19 protein-coding genes and 1 tRNA gene are annotated in these 19,342 nt (G+C 60.6%); 7 read left to right on the plus strand and 13 right to left on the minus strand.

Annotation, left to right across the window (positions count from 1 at the left end; all coding sequences use genetic code 11):
* Positions 1-142: 142 nt before the first annotated feature.
* Complete coding sequence (locus AOA62_RS21520; protein ID WP_017138898.1) at positions 143-337, plus strand: hypothetical protein; 195 nt, start codon at positions 143-145, stop codon at positions 335-337.
* Between the two features lie 27 nt (positions 338-364).
* On the opposite strand, the gene AOA62_RS21525 is transcribed toward AOA62_RS21520, so the two are convergent.
* Positions 365-742 carry a fe2+ zn2+ uptake regulation protein gene (locus AOA62_RS21525; RefSeq protein WP_099549681.1) on the minus strand — a complete coding sequence of 126 codons (378 nt, stop codon included), beginning with the start codon at positions 740-742 and terminating at the stop codon, positions 365-367.
* A 239-nt stretch (positions 743-981) separates the two neighbouring features.
* On the opposite strand from AOA62_RS21525, the gene AOA62_RS21530 reads away from it, so the two are divergent.
* Both AOA62_RS21530 and AOA62_RS21535 read left to right on the plus strand, forming a co-directional pair.
* On the plus strand, positions 982-3,261 hold the full coding sequence (locus AOA62_RS21530; RefSeq protein WP_099549682.1) for an acylase: 2,280 nt from the start codon (positions 982-984) through the stop codon (positions 3,259-3,261).
* A gap of 212 nt (positions 3,262-3,473) precedes the next feature.
* Positions 3,474-3,547: transfer RNA gene (locus AOA62_RS21535), tRNA-Cys, on the plus strand.
* A gap of 155 nt (positions 3,548-3,702) precedes the next feature.
* Here the strand turns inward: AOA62_RS21535 and AOA62_RS21540 are convergent.
* The 8 genes from AOA62_RS21540 to AOA62_RS21575 all read right to left on the minus strand — a co-directional run bounded on the left by AOA62_RS21540 (position 3,703) and on the right by AOA62_RS21575 (position 10,475).
* Positions 3,703-4,086 carry a cytochrome c oxidase subunit 6B family protein gene (locus AOA62_RS21540; protein WP_158235135.1) on the minus strand — a complete coding sequence of 128 codons (384 nt, stop codon included), beginning with the start codon at positions 4,084-4,086 and terminating at the stop codon, positions 3,703-3,705.
* Positions 4,087-4,377: 291 nt separating this feature from the next.
* On the minus strand, positions 4,378-4,632 hold the full coding sequence (locus AOA62_RS21545) for a DUF3077 domain-containing protein (protein ID WP_099549684.1): 255 nt from the start codon (positions 4,630-4,632) through the stop codon (positions 4,378-4,380).
* A gap of 677 nt (positions 4,633-5,309) precedes the next feature.
* Positions 5,310-5,543, minus strand: coding sequence for a Pathogenicity locus (locus AOA62_RS21550; protein WP_017138885.1), 234 nt, complete (start codon positions 5,541-5,543; stop codon positions 5,310-5,312).
* Positions 5,544-5,569: 26 nt separating this feature from the next.
* Positions 5,570-5,821 (minus strand): hypothetical protein, encoded by a 252-nt coding sequence (locus AOA62_RS21555; protein ID WP_099549685.1) that lies wholly within the window; start codon positions 5,819-5,821, stop codon positions 5,570-5,572.
* Positions 5,822-6,355: a GNAT family N-acetyltransferase gene (locus AOA62_RS21560; protein WP_099549686.1), complete on the minus strand. Its 534-nt coding sequence runs from the start codon at positions 6,353-6,355 to the stop codon at positions 5,822-5,824.
* Positions 6,356-6,386: 31 nt separating this feature from the next.
* A complete protein-coding gene (locus AOA62_RS21565; RefSeq protein ID WP_099549687.1) occupies positions 6,387-7,808 on the minus strand; it encodes an efflux transporter outer membrane subunit in 1,422 nt (473 codons plus the stop codon).
* Positions 7,805-9,373, minus strand: a complete 1,569-nt coding sequence (locus tag AOA62_RS21570) for a DHA2 family efflux MFS transporter permease subunit (RefSeq protein WP_099549688.1) — start codon at positions 9,371-9,373, stop codon at positions 7,805-7,807. The genes AOA62_RS21565 and AOA62_RS21570 overlap by 4 nt, the downstream gene beginning before the upstream one ends.
* A complete protein-coding gene (locus tag AOA62_RS21575) occupies positions 9,366-10,475 on the minus strand; it encodes an HlyD family secretion protein (RefSeq protein ID WP_099549689.1) in 1,110 nt (369 codons plus the stop codon). Before AOA62_RS21575 ends, AOA62_RS21570 begins: the two co-directional genes overlap by 8 nt.
* Positions 10,476-10,587: 112 nt before the next feature.
* Here AOA62_RS21575 and AOA62_RS21580 point away from each other — a divergent pair, with 112 nt between their 5' ends.
* From AOA62_RS21580 to AOA62_RS21595, 4 genes are all read left to right on the plus strand, one after another.
* Positions 10,588-11,298, plus strand: a complete 711-nt coding sequence (locus AOA62_RS21580; protein WP_099549690.1) for a CerR family C-terminal domain-containing protein — start codon at positions 10,588-10,590, stop codon at positions 11,296-11,298.
* A gap of 425 nt (positions 11,299-11,723) precedes the next feature.
* A complete protein-coding gene (locus tag AOA62_RS21585; protein ID WP_017138878.1) occupies positions 11,724-12,188 on the plus strand; it encodes a hypothetical protein in 465 nt (154 codons plus the stop codon).
* Positions 12,189-12,423: 235 nt separating this feature from the next.
* Positions 12,424-13,029 (plus strand): LysE family translocator, encoded by a 606-nt coding sequence (locus AOA62_RS21590; RefSeq protein ID WP_017138877.1) that lies wholly within the window; start codon positions 12,424-12,426, stop codon positions 13,027-13,029.
* Positions 13,030-13,476: 447 nt separating this feature from the next.
* A complete protein-coding gene (locus AOA62_RS21595; RefSeq protein ID WP_050547755.1) occupies positions 13,477-14,460 on the plus strand; it encodes a GlxA family transcriptional regulator in 984 nt (327 codons plus the stop codon).
* A gap of 70 nt (positions 14,461-14,530) precedes the next feature.
* Here the strand turns inward: AOA62_RS21595 and AOA62_RS21600 are convergent, their stop codons facing one another.
* From AOA62_RS21600 to AOA62_RS21615, 4 genes are read right to left on the minus strand one after another with little or no spacing between them, the layout of a single operon-like run.
* Positions 14,531-15,787 (minus strand): FAD-binding oxidoreductase, encoded by a 1,257-nt coding sequence (locus AOA62_RS21600; RefSeq protein WP_099549691.1) that lies wholly within the window; start codon positions 15,785-15,787, stop codon positions 14,531-14,533.
* Positions 15,788-15,790: 3 nt separating this feature from the next.
* Positions 15,791-17,362 carry an aldehyde dehydrogenase (NADP(+)) gene (locus AOA62_RS21605; RefSeq protein WP_099549692.1) on the minus strand — a complete coding sequence of 524 codons (1,572 nt, stop codon included), beginning with the start codon at positions 17,360-17,362 and terminating at the stop codon, positions 15,791-15,793.
* Between the two features lie 60 nt (positions 17,363-17,422).
* Entirely contained in the window at positions 17,423-18,370 is a 948-nt protein-coding gene (locus AOA62_RS21610; RefSeq protein WP_099549693.1) for a dihydrodipicolinate synthase family protein, read from the minus strand.
* 38 nt (positions 18,371-18,408) lie between these two features.
* Positions 18,409-19,335 carry a 4-hydroxyproline epimerase gene (locus tag AOA62_RS21615; protein ID WP_099549694.1) on the minus strand — a complete coding sequence of 309 codons (927 nt, stop codon included), beginning with the start codon at positions 19,333-19,335 and terminating at the stop codon, positions 18,409-18,411.
* Positions 19,336-19,342 lie beyond the last annotated feature (7 nt).

Consider the following 19,342-nt stretch of genomic DNA (forward strand, 5'->3'; position numbering starts at 1 on the left):
AATCAGGTGCGGAACAAGCCAAAATTTCTCAGCGCCTGTAACATATGACCCTGCCGAACCGGTGCCATCCCCGTAACCGGGTATGTGCTTGGCATGCTCGGCGATACAAAGTGGATACATTCTTAAGCTTCAGGAACCCGTCATGACCCAAAAGCAACGTTTGAAATATTCGATTCTGATCGCCCTGACAGTACTGGCGTCGATGTTTGGCCTGTCTTATCTGCAAAACACCGGCGTGATCAGCGAAAAAACGTTCCAGTACCTGGCGATTGCGATTGCCGTCGTGGTAGTGGTGATCAACGGCATCATGCGTCGCAAGGTCAAGCCTCACTTCTGATGCCTGCTGGAGCGCCGGGCGAAAGCGTCAGGCGCGACTGTCGAGCACTTTGGCAGCCTCTGCATGGAGGCTGTAGCTTTTATCGGCATTGAGGGTGATCACGCCCTCGCTGCACAGGCGCTTGAGCACCTCGCGCACACTGAGAAACGACAACGGAATGCCCAGTTCCAGCAAATGGCTGTGCACGCCGCGCACGCCCAATGTGCGCTGGTTGTCGGCAGCAGTGAGGAGGGCGTCAATGACCTTCAGCCGGATCAGGCTGGTGCGCAAACCGAAGCACTTGAGCAAATGGCGGATACGCTGGTTGCCGTGCTCCGGCGCTTTGCCGAACGCTTGTGCGCCGCCGCCGTAATTGGCGTCGGCAGCCGGTGAATGTCCATCCATGGGCGGTTGCGGGTTGTACATGCAAAAAACTCCTTATCAGAGCCTGATCAGGAAAATGATGGCGCTCTTATTTGAATAAGACGAACGAGCGAGCGAAATCATGAAGTCCTGGATGTAGAAATTTTGTCGGTATCCGCTTTGTCACACGTCGACCGCCCTTAAAAAACACCCGCTGCGGCTAAATTATTCCCGGTTGCCTGCGTTCTTACGGTGGGGTCGTTGCCCCCTGTAAGGGTGTCCAAATTGACTGTGGAGCTTGCGTGATTATTTCCAACCGGTTGTCCAAGGCGTGCGTGGCAGGGCTGTTGCTGGGGCTGAGCCTGAATGCTTCAGCGCGTGAACAGGTGACACAGGCTTCAGCCGATATTCGCCGCACCACCTTCGGCGTGCCGCACATCCGCGCCAACGATGAGCGTGGCTTGGGTTACGGTATTGGTTACGCGTATGCGCAAGACAACCTGTGCCTGCTGGCCAATGAAGTGGTCACGGTGAACGGCGAGCGTGCGCGGTTTTTCGGCCCGGACCAGGCGACACTCGAAGAGCGCAACAACCTGGCCAGTGATGTGTTTTTCAACTGGCTGAATACGCCCCAGGCGGTTGCCGCATTCTGGAAGGCGCAAACCCCACAGATGCAGCAGCGCATCGAAGGCTATGTCGCCGGCTACAACCGTTATCTGAAAGAGCAGGGCGCACCGACCCAGTGCCACGCCACGTGGGTGCGCCCGTTGGTCGTGGACGACCTGGTCAAGCTGACCCGCAGGCTGCTGGTGGAAGGCGGTGTCGGCCAATTCGCCGAAGCCCTGGTCGGCGCCACGCCGCCTAACGCGACTGCCGCTGTGCCGTCGAGCATGAAGGCCTTTGAACTGGCAGCAGCCAATCAACAACGTTTCAGCCTCGACCGTGGCAGCAACGCCGTGGCCGTGGGCCGTGATCGTTCATTTAATGGCCGTGGCATGCTGCTGGCCAACCCGCATTTTCCGTGGGTCGGTGGCATGCGTTTTTATGAGATGCACCTGACCATCCCGGGCCAACTGGACGTGATGGGCGCAGCACTGCCGGGTTTGCCGGTGATCAATATCGGCTTTAACCAGCACGTGGCCTGGACCCACACGGTGGACACGTCCAAGCATTTCACGCTGTATCGACTGACCCTCGATCCCAAGGATTCCACGCGTTATCTGCTGGATGGGAAATCCATCGCTATGGAGCATCGTGTGGTGAAGGTCCAAGTCAAACAACCCGATGGCAGCCTCAAAGAGGTCACTCATACGGTCTACAGTTCGCAATTCGGCCCCGTGGTGCAATGGCCCGGCAAGCTCGACTGGGACAGCCACTACGCCTTCAGCCTGCGCGACGCCAACCTGGGTAACGACCGCGTGCTGCAACAGTGGTACGCGATGAACCGCGCCACCAGCCTTAAAGACCTGCAAACCTCGGTGCACACCCTGCAAGGCATACCGTGGGTCAATACCGTGGCCGCCGACGACCAGGGCCAGAGCCTCTACATGAACCTGTCGGTGGTGCCCAACGTCAGCGCCGCCAAACTGGCGCAATGCAGCGACCCTCGCGCGGGCCTGCAAATGATCATGCTCGACGGCGCCCACAGCGCCTGCGCCTGGGACGTTGACCCGCGTGCAGCGCAACCTGGCATCTTCGCTGCCGACCAGTTGCCGCAACTGCAACGCACCGACTACGTGCAACACTCCAACGACTCGGCGTGGCTGGCCAACCCCAAGGCGCCACTCACCGGCTTCTCCCCGGTGATCAGCCAGGACCACATCGGCCTCGGCCCGCGCGCACGCTTCGCCGTGCAACGCCTGCAATCCCTGGAGAAGCAACCGATCAGCGTGGCCGACCTGCAAAACATGGTCATGGACAACGAGGTGTACCTCGCCGGACAAGTCATGCCAGACCTGCTCGAATATTGCGCCAAACATCTGGGCACTGACGCCGCCGCGCTGCAACCGTTGTGTACCAGCCTGAAAGCCTGGGACCAGCACGCCAACCTCGACAGCGGCATCGGCCTGGTGCATTTCATTAACCTGGTCGAACACCTGCAACAAATCCCCGACGCCTGGCGCGTGCCTTTCGATTCGTCACAACCGTTGACCACCCCCCGTGGCCTGGCCATCGACCACATCGAGGTGGCCAAAGCCCTGCGCGAAGCCATGCTGGCCTCCAGTGAAGAGGTCAGTAAACTCAAGGCCACCCGCTGGGGCGACATCCAGGTCAGCGGCCAAACCCCCATGCACGGCGGCCCGCAACAGCTGGGCATCTACAACGCCATGCAAACCGTGCCCCGCGCCGACGGCAAACGCGAAGTCGTCAGCGGCACCAGCTACCTGCAAATCGTCACCTTCGACGACAAAGGCCCCCAGGCACTGGGCGTGCTGGCCTTCTCCGAATCCAGCAACCCCGCATCCAAACACGCCAAGGACCAGACCCAAGCCTTCTCCGAGAAAAAGCTGCGCGCGCTGCCCTTCACCGAAGCCCAGATCAAGGCCGACCCGCACTATCAGCAGCAGCGCATCCAGGAGTAGGGCAGGCCCGCAACCCCTTGATGGCTATACGAAATATTTTTGAAATCAAGGGGTTGCAGGTAAAAGCAAATACGTACATAATGGCGCCCATCGAACGCAACGAAGCATTTAAAACTTCAATGCATTCAATGAGTTAGAGTAGAGGCAGGGTTTTACAGCCCACTCAAGTTTTTATGCGGTGAATGTCAGCAGTCAGGGCATTCATCGTTTGAGGCCGAGTAGCAAAATGGTTATGCAGCGGATTGCAAATCCGCCTACGCCGGTTCGATTCCGACCTCGGCCTCCACTCTTAAAGCCCCGTAGATTAACGTCTACGGGGTTTTTTATTGGGCGCGGGAAAGTAAAGGCTAGTGGGAGTGAGTGGGCCTCAGCTTACTCGGCCTCGAATTTCACGGCGTATCCAATCTCTGTGTTTGTATCCGGTTTCACTTCAGAGAGAATTCAGGGCTGCTCTTGGTTATGATAGGTGCCGTTTTCGCGTTCTTCGTCCCACTTTTTTACCCATCCAGCTGGGCACAATGATGCAAAGTTTTTTTTAAACTGTGTGCAAGGAGGATAATCTTCACCTTTAGCTTTAATGCACCTGTAGTAGTCCTCATAATTTTGCCGGCAGTGTTTGGATGGGTTTGAATTAGGAAAACGCGCATCAACCCCTGGGGTTATAAGCTGGTTCTCCGTGAGCTCGGAACTTTCATCTGAATACACTGCTGTCATGATGAGGAGCCCTCCTACAACATACAGCCCTTTTAACGCTGTAAATATCAATGATCTTATAATCCGAATGTTGCTGAATGATTTGTCATGGCTCGTATTAGGACTGTTCATACTTATCTCCTGATCAGAGAACAGGGCAGGGCTGAATTGAGAGCGCGTCTCAGCCATAGAAGTCGATAAACCTTATTCCAATCGACCGTTGTTGCGGCCTCGCCATTTTGCTGGATGTCTCGGCCTTGCCAATGAACCTACACCTTCGTGTGCGTGCTCCGCTACTGTCAAACCTGACAGGTAACGAACGAAAGAATGAAGGCTGGCAGTAATTGCCGAGTTCACATGGGGAAGACCACCATTTTTGAATGTTAAAAATGGTGATCTTCTCCATGTTCAATTGCTAGGCGGTCAATGGTCAGCGGCTGTTGGACTCAATTTATCCAGCGCATCATCCACGAGCAGTTGCGCGTTCTCAATCAATTGCGCCAACCCAAAGATTTGAAGTCGCCGCGATCCGGTTAAACTGAATGCTTGCTCATTAGCCATAATTGATGCCGAAGCCAAAATCTCACTTGCATTGACCAAAACATCTTCTGAAGTCACATCAGTCCTTACTTTGAAAACACTGGTGGAGAGTTCTTTATCCTGTTTGCTGGCGTTCATGAATGATCCCCCACCGTGCAATGCATTGAGTGAACATTCAGGTTTATCACTTCGACTTCAATAACTGGGCAGCTGCGACTTGTAGAAAACATCCTCTTGACCCTCAGAAAATTAAGAGGCCACCACCGTCGTTGCGACACGAGTGGGTGGTGGACCGTGCAAGGGTCGCAAACCAGTTTCTGAGGAAACCAGCCGGGCAAGAGCCCGCCTCACACGGTCCACCATAGATGCGGTAAGCAGGCATAAAAAAAGCGCCTGCTACAGAGCTATGGCGCTACCGCGCCTCAGATTACTTCAGGTTGCGACACCCGGCCACAGGATTTACTGCGACGGTGGATCCTAGCTAAGTTGCTTCCTATGGCTCAACCTCGTTAGGTTGTGGGAAATGTCCGAGGCTAGATTGCGCAGGGGGAGAACAGCAAATAAATTCTCTTTTATTAAAACCACGGCTGAAGTTTGCCGTTAGCGTGTAGCCGCATAGAGGGACGGTTCTATTTAAGCCTATTCAGGCGGCGTGACACGTCAGTTAGAGTGAACTGGGGCTGCTTCGCAGCCCAACGCAGGCGGTGCGACGATTCGACAAGCCTGCTCGCCACAGTAACGGTGTTCGCCTTTAAGTGATGGGTAACGGCCATTAACCAACGTGCAGGATTCCGGCAGTGGTTTAGACCTTCTTGTCAGGCTTTTTGCGCCAGCGCCACAGCTGCAGTAATGGCCGCCCGCGCTTGAGGGCTGTTTTTCCAGCAGGTCGACCCGACTGCTGCCGATGCTTGCGCCAGAATGTCGCTCACGTTCGACTTTCCAAGCACTTCCAATGAGTCAATGCCCAACTGCTCCAGCCGTGTAATCACGGTGGGGCCTACGCCCTTGAGAGCGAGCAAGGCGGTTCTTTCTTCCAATGAAAACGGCATGTATATATTCCTTTTTTTATTACTCGCTAGGCCTCAGCGCGGACAATACGCTGTGCCTTCACCTCTTCGGCGTACACGCCAAGCTTTTCCTGCTGCGCAGCCAGCAATGCACACATTTTCATTAGCGCCACCGCTTCGTCGGGTGTTCGGCCGTTCGCGGCCATCGCCGTCAGCTCCACCACCGACCAGCCGATAACTGCGCGTGCATCGTCAAGGTCGTAAAACAGTTCTTGTTGTGCGGTTCTGGGCCCGTCGAGCCCCTCTATCAGTTCGGCCATTTAGCACTGCGCCTGCTGTTTCAATTGAAGTCCCATGACGACCATCCCGATGTCGGCAAGGTCCGTGCTGAAGGGGATTTCGCCCATGCGCCGAAACCCGAATGCCTCATAAAAGCCCTGTGCACTGACGTTGGTTTTGAGCACGTCCAGCCACAGTAAATGCTCACCACGTTGCGCCACTTCATCGCGAACACACTGCAACAGTTGTTTGCCGTAACCCCTGCCGGCGGCGGATTTGAGCAGGTAGATTTTCTGCAGCTCCGCGCCCACTTCAGCGGTTAACGGCGCCGGCACCGACCAATTCACTTTGGCAAACCCGACGGCGTTGCCTTGTTCATCGAAAGCAGTGAACCACGCATGCTTGCCTGGCAACTCGAGTGACTGGCGCAGCGCACTGGATGAAAAATCCTGCTCAAGAAAACCGTGCATACCGGCAGGCGACCATAATGTCGAAAAATGCTCGCGATAGGTCTGGCAACCAACCTCGCGCAGCGTATCGATATCGGCCGTTGTCGCTTTACGAAGGGTGATCATGTTGTTCCTTGGTTTATGTGCGTAGAACCCTTTACAGCGTCCAGCCTAACCCAAGCGCCTTGTGCAGCGAGGCAAAATCCTTCAGCAGTTCAGCGTCGCCGGATATCCGGCTCTCTTGCGCCTGGTAGCGCGTGCGCTCGGCATCCAGCCAATCGAGGGTGCTGGCCGTGCCCGCGCGATAACGCTGGCGGGTCAGGTCGGCGGCGCGTATTGCCGAAGATTCCACGTTACGCAGCAGCACCACATTCTGACGCTGATGCCCATAGCGTGCCAAGGCCACATCCGCATCGCGCAATGCACTCAATACCACGCTCTTGTACTGCGCCAAGGCTTCATCGCGTCCGGCCTCGGCGCCTTTGACGCTGGCGGCGACGCGGCCGAAGTCGAGGGCGTTCCAGGTGATGCGCGGCAGGACCAGCCAGGTGCCGCTGTCTTTACGCGCAAGGTGGCCGGGGTCGCTGGCCGAGAAGGACAGGTCGCCGGTGAGGCTGAGCTTGGGGAACCAGTCGGCGGTTTTTTCGCCGATCTGTGCGTTGCTGGAGGCCAGTTTACGCTCGGCCATGCGGATATCCGGGCGCGCCCTCAGCAGCGCCGCCGGGTCGGCCAACGGCACGGCGCTGGGTAAGGCGGGCAGGGCGCGGGCAGTGGCGAGTTGGCCATCCAGTTCGCCGGGTTCCAGGCCGCAAAGCAGGCCGAGTTGGTCGAGGGATTCGACGATGGCGGCTTGCAGTGGCAGGCGCTGGGCCTGGGTGTTTTCGGCTTGGGTGATGACTTGTTCAAGTTGCAGTTGCGAGGCCACGCCGCGCTCGCGGCGCTGCTGGGTGAGGTCCAGGGCCTGGTTTTCGATGTCGACGCTGGAGTCCACCAGTGCCAGGCGTGTTTGCTGGTCGCGCAGGTCGGTGTAGGCCTGGACGATTTCGGCGGCCAGTTGCACCTGGGCATCGGCCAATTGCGCCTGGGACGCGTCGGCTTCGGCCTGCGCAGCCTCGACGGCGCGACGGGTGCCGCCGAACAGGTCGGCTTCCCAGCTGGCATCGAAGCCGGCGAGGTAGAGGTTCAGCGGGCCGCGGCCGCCGCCACTGTTGCCACCCAGCGCGGAGGTGTCGGGCGAGCGCAGTTTGAGCATCGCAGCATCACCGCTGACCTTGGGCATCGCGTTGGCCTGTGCGCCGCTAAGGCTGGCGCGCGATTGCTGCAAACGGGCCTGGGCGGTGGCGATGTCGGGGCTGTTGCGCAGGGCTTTGTCCACCAGTTCGTTGAGCTGCGCGTCGCCCAGCGTGCGCCACCACTGCGCGACAGCGGGTGCGCCAGCGGAGGTGTTATCGGCATGCGGCAGGCGCCCGGCCGCCAGGGTTTTTGGCGCAACGTTGGGGGCACCCTGGTAGTCGGGGCCGACCGTGCAGGCGGACAGCAGCGCAACGCTGAACAGAAGAGCAAGCTTGCGAGGGATCATCGGGTTACCGTGCGCTTTTTCAGAATAAAGATCAGGGGCAGGCACGCCAGCATCGCCAGTCCCAGTAGATAAAACGAGTCGTTGTAGGCCATGACCGAAGCTTGCCGCGCGATATCATTGGCCAGTTGCGCAAAGGCTTGCAGCTGTGAGGTGGACGCATCACCGGTTTGTGCCAGGTAGCTGGCGGTGCTGCTTGCCATGTGGTCCTGGGCCAATTGGCTGTTGGCCTGGACGCCTTCGCGCAGCATGTCGTCGTGAAAGTGGCTGCGCCGGTCCATCAACACGCCGAGCAGGGCCAGGCCGATGGTGCCGCCCAGGTTGCGCGACATGTTGTACAGCCCGGCAGCGTCCCCGGCTTCGTGGGTTTGCACCGAGCGCATGGATAATTGGCTTAGAGGCATCATCACCAGGATCTGCCCGAACCCGCGCAGCAGTTGCGACCAGATAAAGTCATGGCCAACGCTGTCAGTGGTGAGCGTGGTGTCGACGTAGCAACTGGCCCAGTACAGCAACAGCCCGGCGCCGACCATCCAGCGCAGGTCGTAGCGGCCCAGCATTCTTGGCAGAATCGGCATCAACACAAACGCCGGAATCCCCGATAACAGCATGATCGCGCCCGACTGCTGCGCGTTGTAGCCCGACAAAATGCCCAGGAATTGCGGCACCAGGTACGCCGTGCCATAGATGCCGGCGCCGACCGCTGTGCCGATCAACAGCACGCTGCCAAAGCTTTTGTTGAGCACCAGTTGCAGGCGCAGGATCGGGGTTGTTGAGCGCAGTTGCCCCACGGCAATCAGGAAGAACCCGGTGACGGTGGCGATGCTCAGCCAGATGATCAGCAGCGAATCAAACCAGTGTTCGCGCTGGCCTTCTTCGAGCACCACGGTCAGCGAACTCAAACCCATGGCCAGGCCGAGGATGCCCAACCAGTCAGCGCTGATAAAGCGTTGCAGGTTCATGCGCTCGGTCGGCAGGCCGGTGATCAGCAAGGTGATCAGCGCAATGCTGATGGGCAGGTTGAGAAAGAAACACCAGCGCCAGTTGATGTTTTCCGTGAGCCAGCCGCCGATCACCGGGCCCAGCAACGGGCCGAGAATCACGGTCATGCCGAACATGGTGGTGCCGATCGCCAGTTGGTGCGGGGGCAGGCGCGTGCGCACGATGGTCTGCGCGGTGGGGATCATCGCACCGCCGGCGAAGCCCTGGCCGATGCGCCCGGCGATCATCGCACCGAGGCTGGAGGACAAGCCGCAGAACATCGAAAACGCGGTGAACATCAGCGCGGTGCCGATCAGAAAGCGGCGCAGGCCGAATACCCGCGTCAGCCATGCGGCGAGCGGGATCATGACGATTTCCGACATCAGGTAGCCGGTGGCGATCCACGTACCTTCGGTGCCGGTCGCGCCGATCTGGCCCTGGATCTGCGGCAGCGCCGAGTTGGTGATCGACACGTCCAGCGTCGCCAGCAAGGCGCCCAATGCCCCGGCAGCCACGGCGATCCAGTCGGTCAACGAGGCGTTGCGCGGTTTTTCGGCGACGGCCTCGGCCATCAGCGCCTCAGCCATGGTTGGCATCCGCCGCGTGGCTACGCGTGTCGACTTCGACGGTGGCCGACAGGCCGGGCATCAACGACGCGCGAATATCATCGGGTACATCAAGGGCAATCCTCACCGGCACACGCTGCACGATTTTGGTGAAGTTGCCGGTGGCATTCGAGGGCGGCAGCAAGGCGAACTGCGCGCCAGTACCGGGCGACAGGCTGTCGATATGCCCCTGCAGGTTGCGGCCGGGCAGTGCATCCACGTGTACCGTCACAGCCTGGCCGGGGCGCATGGCGCCGATCTGGGTTTCCTTGTAGTTGGCGGTCAGGTAAATCGCGCTGATCGGCACCACCGTCAGTAAACGCGTGCCGGGCTGCACATACTGGCCGACGCGCACGCCACGGTCGGCGACCCGACCATCGAGCGGGCTGCGGATCACCGCATCATCCACATCCAGCTGGCTCTGCGCTTCGCTGGCCTTGGCCACGCCGAGTTGCGCCTGGGCCTGCTTGAGTTGGGCTTGCAGGGTGCCGTAGCGGGTTTCGCTGGAGCGCAGTGCAGCCTGTTTGGCCGCCACGGTGCTGCGTGCCTGCGCCAGTTGGTTGTTGAGTTGCGCCAGGCGTTCTTCTGGCTCGGCGCCGGAGCGGGCCAGCGGTGCATAACGGGCCACTTCGGTTTGTGCGTGTTGTGCGTCGGCCTGGGCGCCTTGCAATTGGGCGCGGGCTTCGGCAATGGTGGAATCTTGCTGTACCAGGTCGGCCTGGGCTTTGGCGTAGTCGGCATTGCGCGCAGCTATCGTCGCCGAGGCTTCGTCGCTCACCGCCTGGTATTTGCGCGCATCCAGGCGCACCAGCACGTCGCCACGCTTGACGTTCTGGTTGTCGCTGACCAGCACCTCGGCCACATAGCCGTTGATCTTGGGCGCTACGCTGATGCTGTCGGCCTGCAGGTAGGCATCGTCGGTGGTTTCGACAAAGCGCCCGTTCAGCCACCACCACCCGGCCCAGCCAAGGCCGCCCAGCAGCGCGAGGGTGGCGATGCTCAGGAGAATGCGGCGCGCTTTGCTGCGCTGGCCATTAACGGTGTCTTCAGGAATGACCTGAGGGGAGGGGGTTGCAGCGGACATCGAGTCATTCCTGTTTGTGAGAGCCGGTTTTATATCGGATGGAATAAATTCTATTTTTCGCGAATTTTTGTCAACTGGTATATTTTGGTCCGGTATTCGAGAGGAGCTGCACATGGCACGACATAAACCTGCTGCCGAAGGTGGTTACCAGCGCGGTGAAGAAACCCGCGCACGTATCGTCGAAGCGGCGGTCGAGGTGTTTGGCGAACGCGGCTATGACCGCGCGTCCACCCGTGACATCGCCACGGCTGCCGGGGTTAATGCGCCCGCGATCCAGTACTACTTCGATGGCAAGGAAGGCGTGTACCTGGAGTGTGTCGAGCATTTGATCACGCTGCTGTGGCGCAAGATGTCGCCGTGCGTGGAAGCGGCCGAGGCCGCGTTGGCGGATGCCAAGGCGAGCGATAAAACCTTGATCGACGTCTCGCTGGGCATTCTGGGTACGGTGGTGTCCACCATCCAGGACAGCCCCCAGACCACGATCTGGCGCGCATTTATGGATCGTCATCAGGCGGGCCTGTGCCCGCAAAGCGCAACTACCGCCTTTGAAGACCGCTTCAAGGCACGCATTGGTCGGGTCATACGCCAACTGATCGCGCGCCTTTCCGGCTTTGCCGTGGAAGACGAGCGCACGGTGATTCACTCCATGGCGCTGTTCACCCAGGGCTTGGCGTTTCGGGTGCAGAAGCCCAAGTTGCTGGAAGCGCTGAAGTGGACCGAGGTGAATCAGAAGGAGATGGAGGCGGTGCGCGATGTGGTGCTGATGCAGGCACGGTTTACGCTGGAAGGGTTGGCCAGGCAGCGGGATGTGCGCACGGCCTGATGATTTTTTCGAATTGCTTGTATGTGGGAGCTGGCTTGCCTGCGATGGCCCTAGGTACCTACACAACTTTTCAAGGCAGCCAATTTCTCCTGTGGCGAGCAGGCTTGTCGAATCGTCGCACCGCCTGCGTTGGGCTGCGAAGCAGCGCCAAACCCAGTCGCTGAGTTCTTTCAGGAACATTGCAGTGCCTTTATTGGGGCTGCTTCGCACCCCAGCGCAAGCAAGCTTGCTCGCCACAACAGCCCACTCATACTAGAGGTTGTCAGCTAGCACAGGGTAACGGCGCTTCGAAAACACCGGCAAAACCCGCCTGGCGTTGTGAAATGTTGTGAAGCGTGCGGAATGGCCCTTTGCCCATGCTAACGTCCGCGTCGGGGTATCGTCAGCTTGACGATTTCATTCGTTCCATTGAAGGAGCAGCGCCGATGTCTACTACCGTAACGCCCGCGTCTGGCGGGTCGAATACGCCAAAGTCTTCGCCTTCCACGTTCGACGACAAGTTGAACATTGCCAAGTCCAGCAAGGTCATTGCCGACTACATGCGCCAAACGGGCAAGTCAGCGATCACCAAGCAGGAGCTCACGCAACTGGCCAACAACGCTTCGGGCAAAGTGCCCACGGATGTGTCCGACGCTGCCAAGTACATGGAGCGCCACCCGGACGTGTTCACCGCGATTGAAACCCACGACGTGGCGGGGGCCGACAACCTCTCCGGCGTGTGGAACTTTGATTGGGCGGCCAAGGGTGGGCTCGATGGCACCTCGACCGACGCCATCGCCAAAATGCAGGACACCTTCGACTTTGCCATCGCCAAGTCCGCGCAGATCACCGAGATCTCCACGGGCAAAAAGGCTGAGCTGGACTCGACCAAGCAACGGCCCCAAAACTGAGACGCGTGGGTTGTCTGCCAACACCAACGGTTCCCGGCGGGCTCAGCGGGAACCGTAGTCGGCGCGGTAAGCCGTTGTGATGTGTTCAGCGCAGACTCAAGCAAGGCGCGCAACTCTACCGATCAGCTCGATAACGCCAAAGTGTATGCCTCGATCCGCCCCTAGCTGTACGGGGCGGCAAGGGCTGTAACCCACTACTGTCGCAGGCATACCACTACCGCCTGGATGCCGCGCCATGTTCATGTCCACCAGCCTCTTGTCCGCCTTTGTCCTGTTTGCCTTCGTGTCCTCGATCACGCCCGGCCCGAACAACACCATGTTGCTCGCCTCGGGGGTGAATTTTGGCTTTCGCCGCTCGATGCCCCACGCGCTGGGGATCAGCATCGGCTTCATGCTGTTGGTGATGTCGGTAGGCCTGGGCCTGGGCGAAGTGTTCAAGGTATTCCCGTGGGCCTACACGGTGTTGCGCTATGTGGGAGCGGCCTATTTGCTCTACCTGGCGTGGAAGATTGCCACCGCTGGCGGCATGTCCGAGAACCCTGACGAGCGTGGCAAACCCATGACCTTTCTTGGCGCGGCCGCGTTTCAGTGGGTCAACCCCAAGGCATGGATCATGGCGCTGGGAGCAATCACCACCTATACGCCGGCCGAAGGTTATGTGACCAATGTACTGGTGATTGCGCTGGTATTTGCGGTGGTCAACCTGCCCAGTGTGTGCGTGTGGGTGGGCTGCGGCAGTGGATTGCGCAACGTGCTGCGCGAGCCGCGTTGGTTGCGGGTATTCAACGGGTCGATGGCGGCGCTGTTGGTGCTGTCGTTGTACCCGATGCTTTTTGCGTGAAGCAGTGCCTCACACCGGCGAGATGGTTGCCAGCAAGCCGATACCGATGGTCAGCACCAGAAAACCGAACAGGAAAATTGCCATCTTGGTCATAAGGCCTCCGAAGGGAAGGGAGTCGACAGGAGTGTCGGAATGGCGCCCATTGTCCGCTTCACTGGCGTTTCGATACAGACGCAGATAGCAAAGAAAAAACCGTATCAGATGGTCCCGCAGCTGCCAGGCTGCGGGCCTGGGATGCGGTTGCTTTTGTAAAGATCAGGCTTAAAGGTCGTGTTGACTATCAACAGGCAAGCGTCCTCCATCGTGGCGGCGGCCACGCAGCATAGTCATTATTCTTCGTGGGAATGCGGCACGACAGCCGGCGCATTTGCCCCTAAGATAGCGCCCATTGCATAAACAAAAAGAGTGGGCCAACCCTCGATGGAAAGACGCCAGTTCAGCGGTGGCATGAAAGGCAAGAACCTGCGCTACCTGAATGAAAACTTCCAGCAGCCGTCGCCGGTCACCCGCGTTGGTTTTTTGCTGCTCGAACACTTTTCCCTGCCGGCATTCACCCAGACCCTCGACACCCTGATCACCGCCAACCTGTTGCGCCCCGAGCTGTTTGCCACGCGTACCTTCGGGTGTGACGAGGGCGAAGTTATCAGCGACCTGGGCCTAGTGATCCGCCCGGATGCCCGCCTGCAAGCGTCGGCATTGCCCGACCTGGATTTGCTGGTGATCTGCGGCGGTTTTCGCACCGAACTCAAAGCCGGCGAGGATTTCATCCAGCTGTTGCGCAGCGCCGCCGAACAGGGTGTGAGCCTCGCCGGCCTATGGAACGGCGCCTGGTTCCTTGGTCGCGCCGGGCTGTTGCAGGGTTACCGCTGCGCGATCCACCCGGAACATCGCCCGGCGCTGTCGGAAGTGTCCAAAGCTGCGCAGGTCACCAGCGAACCCTACGTGATTGACCGCGATCGCCTCACCGCCTCCAGCCCATCGGGCGCGTTCCATATGGCCCTGGACTGGATCAAAAGCCTGCATGGCAAGGCCTTGGTCGAAGGTATCGAAGACATCCTGGCGTTTGAAGAGTCACGCTACCGGCGTATCAAACCCACAGAGAACATCAGCGTCAGCGCGCCACTGCGTGAAGTGGTGAAACTGATGGACGCCAACCTCGAAGAACCCTTGGAACTGGATCAATTGGCAGTCTACGCCGGCCGCTCGCGGCGCCAGCTCGAACGCCTGTTCAAGGAGCAACTGGGCACTACGCCGCAACGCTATTACATGGAGTTACGTGTCACCGAGGCGCGGCGTTTGTTGCAGCACACCGAACTGTCACAGGTGGATGTGCTGGTGGCGTGCGGGTTTGTGTCGCCGAGCCATTTCAGTAAGTGCTACAGCGCGTATTTCGGCTATCGGCCGTCCAAAGAGAAGCGCTTGGTCAAGTAGCGTTGAGGGCGAGCACTGCCACTGTGATTGTCACTGTGGCAAGCCTGCTCGCCACAAAAACGCCAAAGACTTAAAAGCGCGCCAATCGGTAAGGGGCCAGGTCCGGCAGCGCCATGCGCTTACCTGGCGTGGCCAGTTGCACGACCATCTCCGCCGTCACCGCCGCCTGCGTCAACCCCAAATGCTGATGCCCAAACGCGAGCAGTACCTTGCCTTCCGCCACCCGATCAATGATCGGCAGCGAGTCCGGCAGCGACGGGCGAAAGCCCATCCATGGGGTTGCGTCCCGGGTACTCAAGTCCTGGCGAAACAAGCCCTGGCTCAACCGGTGTAACTGCCAGGCGCGTTGCATATTGGCGGGGCGCTCCAGGCCTGCGAATTCGACCGTGCCGGCCAGGCGCAAGCCATCGTTCATGGGGGTCATGATAAATTTGCGCTCGAACGAGGTCACGGCAAAGGGCAAGCGCTGGTGTTCGTGGGGCAGCATCAGGTGATAGCCGCGCTCGGTGTCCAGCGGGACCTGCTTGCCGGTGAGTGCAGCGGTGAGTTTGGCCGAATGGGCGCCGCAGGCGATCAGCACCTGGCGGGCAGTCAGGCTGCCTTGATCGGTCAGCAGCGATACGCCGTCCGATGCCAGGCGCCCATCGAGCACGCGTTGCTGCACAAACTGCACACCGCAAGCCTTGGCCGCGCTCACCAGTGCGCACACCACGCTGTACGGATCAATAAAATGCCCGGTGCCTGGGAAGAACAGGCCGCCCTGGATCGCTTCGTTCAGTTGCGGCGCGGCCTTGCGTATTGTCTCGCCCGACCAGAAATCCACCGGCACATTCTGCTGCTGCATGCGTTGGCGCAATGCGTCGATGGCTTCCCCGGACGCGGCACGCTCAAATACCAGCAACGAACCCTCGGCGCGCAACAGCTGCGGCTGCTCAATGGCCTGCAGCAGACGCTGCCAAGCGCCCAGGCTGGCCTCATTGAGCGCACGAATGCCCGCCACCGTGCGCCGGTAGTTCGCCGGGCGCAGGTTGAGCAACAGGCGCACGAACCAGGGCAGGGCACGTGGCAGGTACTTCCAGTCCAGGCGTAACGGACCCATAGGGTCCATCAGCATGGCGGGCAGGCGCTTGAGGATCGATGCGTCGGCAATCGGGAACACTTGCTCGGTGGCTAAATGCCCGGCGTTGCCATAGGACGCGCCCATGCCCGGCGCCTGTGGGTCGATGACCACCACGCGTTGGCCTTGACGGGCCAATTGCAGGGCGCAGGCGACGCCAATGATGCCGGCGCCAATCACAGCGATATCAGCACGGTTGCTGTCGCTCATCGTTCAGGCCTCTCTCTGGCCGTCGAGCAAGCGTCGCAACAGCAGCGGGTTGGCGTGTTGCAGCGCAGCGGGCAGCAAGCTGTCCGGGAAGTCCTGGTAACACACCGGGCGCAGAAAACGCAGGATCGCTGCGGTACCGACCGAGGTGCTGCGCGAGTCGCTGGTGGCCGGGAACGGGCCGCCGTGGACCATGGCGTCGCACACTTCCACGCCGGTCGGCCAGCCGTTGACCAGCAGGCGCCCGGCCTTGCGCTCCAATACCGGCAGCAGGGCTTGGGCGCGTACCAAGTCGGCGTCGTCCAGGTGCAGTGTGGTGGTCAACTGGCCTTCCAACTGCTCGGAAACCTGGCGCACTTGCTCGTCGTCGGCACACACCACCACCAGGGAGGCCGCGCCGAAGACTTCCGCCTGTAGATGCTCATTGCTTAAAAACGCGCTGGCCTGGGTCACAAACAGCTGTGCCTGCCCTTGGTTCGGGCCTTGCGCCGCCATGCCTTTGGCGGCGATTTGTGCGTGTTCGGTCAAGCTGCCGACGCCCGCTTCATAGGCCTGGAAAATACCTGGCGTCAGCATGGTCTGGGCGGCGCACGCCGGGAGCAACTCACTCGCCGTGGCGACAAAGCGCTCGAGTGCCGGGCCTGCGACCGCAATCACCAAGCCAGGGTTGGTGCAAAACTGCCCGGCGCCTTGGGTCAACGAGGCGACAAAACCTTGGGCCAACGCCTCTGCACGCGTGTGCAACGCCGCAGGAAACAGATACACCGGGTTGATCGAGCTCATTTCCGCATACACCGGAATCGGCTCCGGCCGCGCTTGCGCCGCCTGGGTCAGGGCGATACCGCCGCTGCGTGAGCCGGTAAACCCCACGGCCTTGATACGCGGGTCGGTGACCAATGCGATGCCGACTTCGCGACCCGATCCATACAGCAGCGAAAACACACCGTCGGGCAAACCGCAGTCTTTAACGGCCTTGGCCAGCGCACGGCCGACCAGTTCGCTGGTGCCGGGATGCGCGCCATGGGCCTTGACGATCACCGGGCAACCGGCGGCGAGTGCAGAGGCGGTATCGCCGCCCGCTACTGAGAACGCCAAGGGGAAATTGCTCGCACCAAACACCGCCACCGGCCCCAGTGCGATGTGCCGCTGGCGCAGGTCTGCACGTGGCAATGGCTGACGCGCCGGTTGCGCGGTGTCGACGCGCACGTCCAGCCATTCACCGGCGCGCACCGTGCGGGCGAATGTGCGCAATTGCCCGCAGGTGCGGCCGCGTTCGCCCTGGATACGCGGGCGTGGCAGGCCGGTTTCGGCCATGGCGCGTTCGATCAACTCATCGCCGAGAGCTTCAATGTTGTCGGCGATGGTTTCAAGAAAGGCCGCACGTGCTGCCAGCGAGGTGTCGCGATAGCTGTCAAACGCCGCCCAAGCCAAGGCACAGGCCTGTTCGACATGCTCGCCAGCGCCGCCTGGGTAGGCAGGCGCCAGGGGCAGGTCGGTGGCGGGATTAATCGCCTGGATTGCTTCTCGATGGCCGAGGATTGCGTGCTGACCGATCAGCATCTTGCCCGTCAGAGTCATGGGGTGTCCTTGAAAAATGAGGGTTGGCCGCTGTGAGAACCACAGCGGCGCGCGAGGGTGTCAGGCGACGTTCTGTTCAGCCGACCAATTGGCGTACCACTGGCGGAACAGTGCGTACTGGTTTTCGGCGTAACGCTGTTGGGCGGTGCTGAGTGCGTCGGTTTCGTTGAAGTGCAGGGCGTAGCCCTGGTCGCCGTTGAGCACCATCAAATGCTTGTAATACAGCACCAGGTCGCAACCCTCGTCGAAGGACGACAGCACGGCCAGCGCGGCTTCCAGCTCACGTGCCAGGCGCCGGGCCTTGGCGTCGCCTTTGGCGGCTTTTTTGCTCAGGGCGACCAGTTGCAGCACTTCGCGCGGCAGTGCGTTGCCAATACCGGTGATGGCGCCGGTGGCGTTGCAGTTGACGAAGCCGTGTACCACTTGGGTGTCGACGCCGACCATCAGGGTCACGGCATCGTCCTGGGAGGTGATGTTTTCTGCCGCGTAGCGCAGGTCGGCGCCGCCGCCGAATTCCTTGAAGCCGATCAGGTTGGGGTGTTCACGGCGCAGTTCAAAGAACAGGTCTGCGCGGGTGGCGAAGCCGTAATACGGGCTGTTGTAGATCACTGCCGGCAGGTTCGGCGCGGCCTTGAGGATCGCCGAGAAGTGCGCCTTTTGCGCGGTGGCCGAAGCGCCACGGGACAGCACGCGCGGGATTACCATCAAGCCATGGGCGCCGACCTTGGCCGCGTGGGCGGCGTGGGCCACCGCTTCACGGCTGTTGACCGCGCCGGTGCCGACGATGGTCGGCACGCCAGCGGCAACCAAACGGGCCACGCCTTCCTGGCGTTCGGCTTCGGTCAGCAGCGGCCAGTCACCCATGGAACCGCAATACACCACGGCGCTCATGCCGATATCGATCAGTTCACGGCCCTTGGCGACCAGGGCGTCGAAGTCCGGTTTGCGTTCAGGCGTGCACGGGGTCATCAGTGCGGGGATGCAACCGGTGAAGATGTTGTCGCTCATTGTTCTAACTCCAGCGTTCAGTTAAATAAGGCCCGGGCTCAGATGCCCCAGGCAAAAGGGTCCTGTTCGTCGATCAGCAAGGTGCTGTCGGCGGTCATGAAGGCGCGGCCGGTGATGAACGGGCGAATGCGTTCGCCATCCCATTCATAACAGCCTTCGAATTGGCTGCCGGTGATGCTGGCTTGCACCCAGGTGGCGCCGGGAGCGAGTTTGTCGTCAGCCGCCAGGCACGCGAGTTTGGCGCTGGTGCCGGTGCCACACGGTGAGCGGTCGTAGGCTTTGCCGGGGCACATCACGAAGTTGCGGCTGTCGGCGTGGGCGTCGTCGGCGAACAGTTCGATATGGTCGATCACTGCATCGTCCGCACCGTGGATGCCTTGGGTTTCGAGGGCCTTGAGCATCGCCCAGGTGTAGTCGGTGAGGGTGTCGACGTTGTCCATCGCCAGCCTGTGGCCGTGCTGCGACACCAGGAAAAACCAGTTGCCGCCCCAGGCAACATCGCCATGCACCACGCCATAGCCCGGCACGTCCACCGGCACCTGCCGCTGATGACGGTAGGCGGGTACGTTGCGCAAGGTCACCGCGCCGTCGTCGTGCAAGGTGGCGGCTACCGGGCCGACCGGCGTGTCGATGGTGTGCACGCCGGGCGTTATGCGGCCCAAGTGGTGCAAGGAGGCGACCAGGCCGATGGTGCCGTGGCCACACATGCCCAGATACCCGGCATTGTTGAAAAAGATCACCCCGCAGGTGGCGCCTGGCGTGACCGGCGCGCAGTACAGCGCGCCGACCAGCACGTCATTGCCACGTGGCTCCAGCAGGCAGGCGCGGCGCCATTGATCGTGTTCGCTGCGCAAGGTGTGCAACTGGTCGGCGATGGTAGCGCCGGCGAGCGCAGGGAAGCCGTCCATGACCAGGCGCGTCGGTTCGCCGCCGGTGTGGGAGTCGATAACATGCAGGCGCTTCATAACAGGC

Origin of the sequence: Pseudomonas sp. 2995-3 (assembly GCF_002742565.1) — a bacterium.
In the GTDB taxonomy this organism is placed as follows: Bacteria; Pseudomonadota; Gammaproteobacteria; order Pseudomonadales; family Pseudomonadaceae; genus Aquipseudomonas; species Aquipseudomonas edaphica.

What these genes read in the sequence shown, in the direction of transcription:
- AOA62_RS21605 (WP_099549692.1), bottom strand. Translation starts at nt 17,362, where the DNA reads ATGACTCTGACGGGCAAGATGCTGATCGGTCAGCACGCAATCCTCGGC.
- AOA62_RS21555 (WP_099549685.1), bottom strand. Translation starts at nt 5,821, where the DNA reads ATGGCCGAACTGATAGAGGGGCTCGACGGGCCCAGAACCGCACAACAA.
- AOA62_RS21600 (WP_099549691.1), bottom strand. Translation starts at nt 15,787, where the DNA reads ATGAGCGACAGCAACCGTGCTGATATCGCTGTGATTGGCGCCGGCATC.
- AOA62_RS21610 (WP_099549693.1), bottom strand. Translation starts at nt 18,370, where the DNA reads ATGAGCGACAACATCTTCACCGGTTGCATCCCCGCACTGATGACCCCG.
- AOA62_RS21540 (WP_158235135.1), bottom strand. Translation starts at nt 4,086, where the DNA reads ATGAACAGTCCTAATACGAGCCATGACAAATCATTCAGCAACATTCGG.
- AOA62_RS21565 (WP_099549687.1), bottom strand. Translation starts at nt 7,808, where the DNA reads ATGATCCCTCGCAAGCTTGCTCTTCTGTTCAGCGTTGCGCTGCTGTCC.
- AOA62_RS21585 (WP_017138878.1), top strand. Translation starts at nt 11,724, where the DNA reads ATGTCTACTACCGTAACGCCCGCGTCTGGCGGGTCGAATACGCCAAAG.
- AOA62_RS21550 (WP_017138885.1), bottom strand. Translation starts at nt 5,543, where the DNA reads ATGCCGTTTTCATTGGAAGAAAGAACCGCCTTGCTCGCTCTCAAGGGC.
- AOA62_RS21580 (WP_099549690.1), top strand. Translation starts at nt 10,588, where the DNA reads ATGGCACGACATAAACCTGCTGCCGAAGGTGGTTACCAGCGCGGTGAA.
- AOA62_RS21570 (WP_099549688.1), bottom strand. Translation starts at nt 9,373, where the DNA reads ATGGCTGAGGCGCTGATGGCCGAGGCCGTCGCCGAAAAACCGCGCAAC.
- AOA62_RS21545 (WP_099549684.1), bottom strand. Translation starts at nt 4,632, where the DNA reads ATGAACGCCAGCAAACAGGATAAAGAACTCTCCACCAGTGTTTTCAAA.
- AOA62_RS21590 (WP_017138877.1), top strand. Translation starts at nt 12,424, where the DNA reads ATGTTCATGTCCACCAGCCTCTTGTCCGCCTTTGTCCTGTTTGCCTTC.
- AOA62_RS21595 (WP_050547755.1), top strand. Translation starts at nt 13,477, where the DNA reads ATGAAAGGCAAGAACCTGCGCTACCTGAATGAAAACTTCCAGCAGCCG.
- AOA62_RS21615 (WP_099549694.1), bottom strand. Translation starts at nt 19,335, where the DNA reads ATGAAGCGCCTGCATGTTATCGACTCCCACACCGGCGGCGAACCGACG.
- AOA62_RS21575 (WP_099549689.1), bottom strand. Translation starts at nt 10,475, where the DNA reads ATGTCCGCTGCAACCCCCTCCCCTCAGGTCATTCCTGAAGACACCGTT.
- AOA62_RS21520 (WP_017138898.1), top strand. Translation starts at nt 143, where the DNA reads ATGACCCAAAAGCAACGTTTGAAATATTCGATTCTGATCGCCCTGACA.
- AOA62_RS21525 (WP_099549681.1), bottom strand. Translation starts at nt 742, where the DNA reads ATGTACAACCCGCAACCGCCCATGGATGGACATTCACCGGCTGCCGAC.
- AOA62_RS21560 (WP_099549686.1), bottom strand. Translation starts at nt 6,355, where the DNA reads ATGATCACCCTTCGTAAAGCGACAACGGCCGATATCGATACGCTGCGC.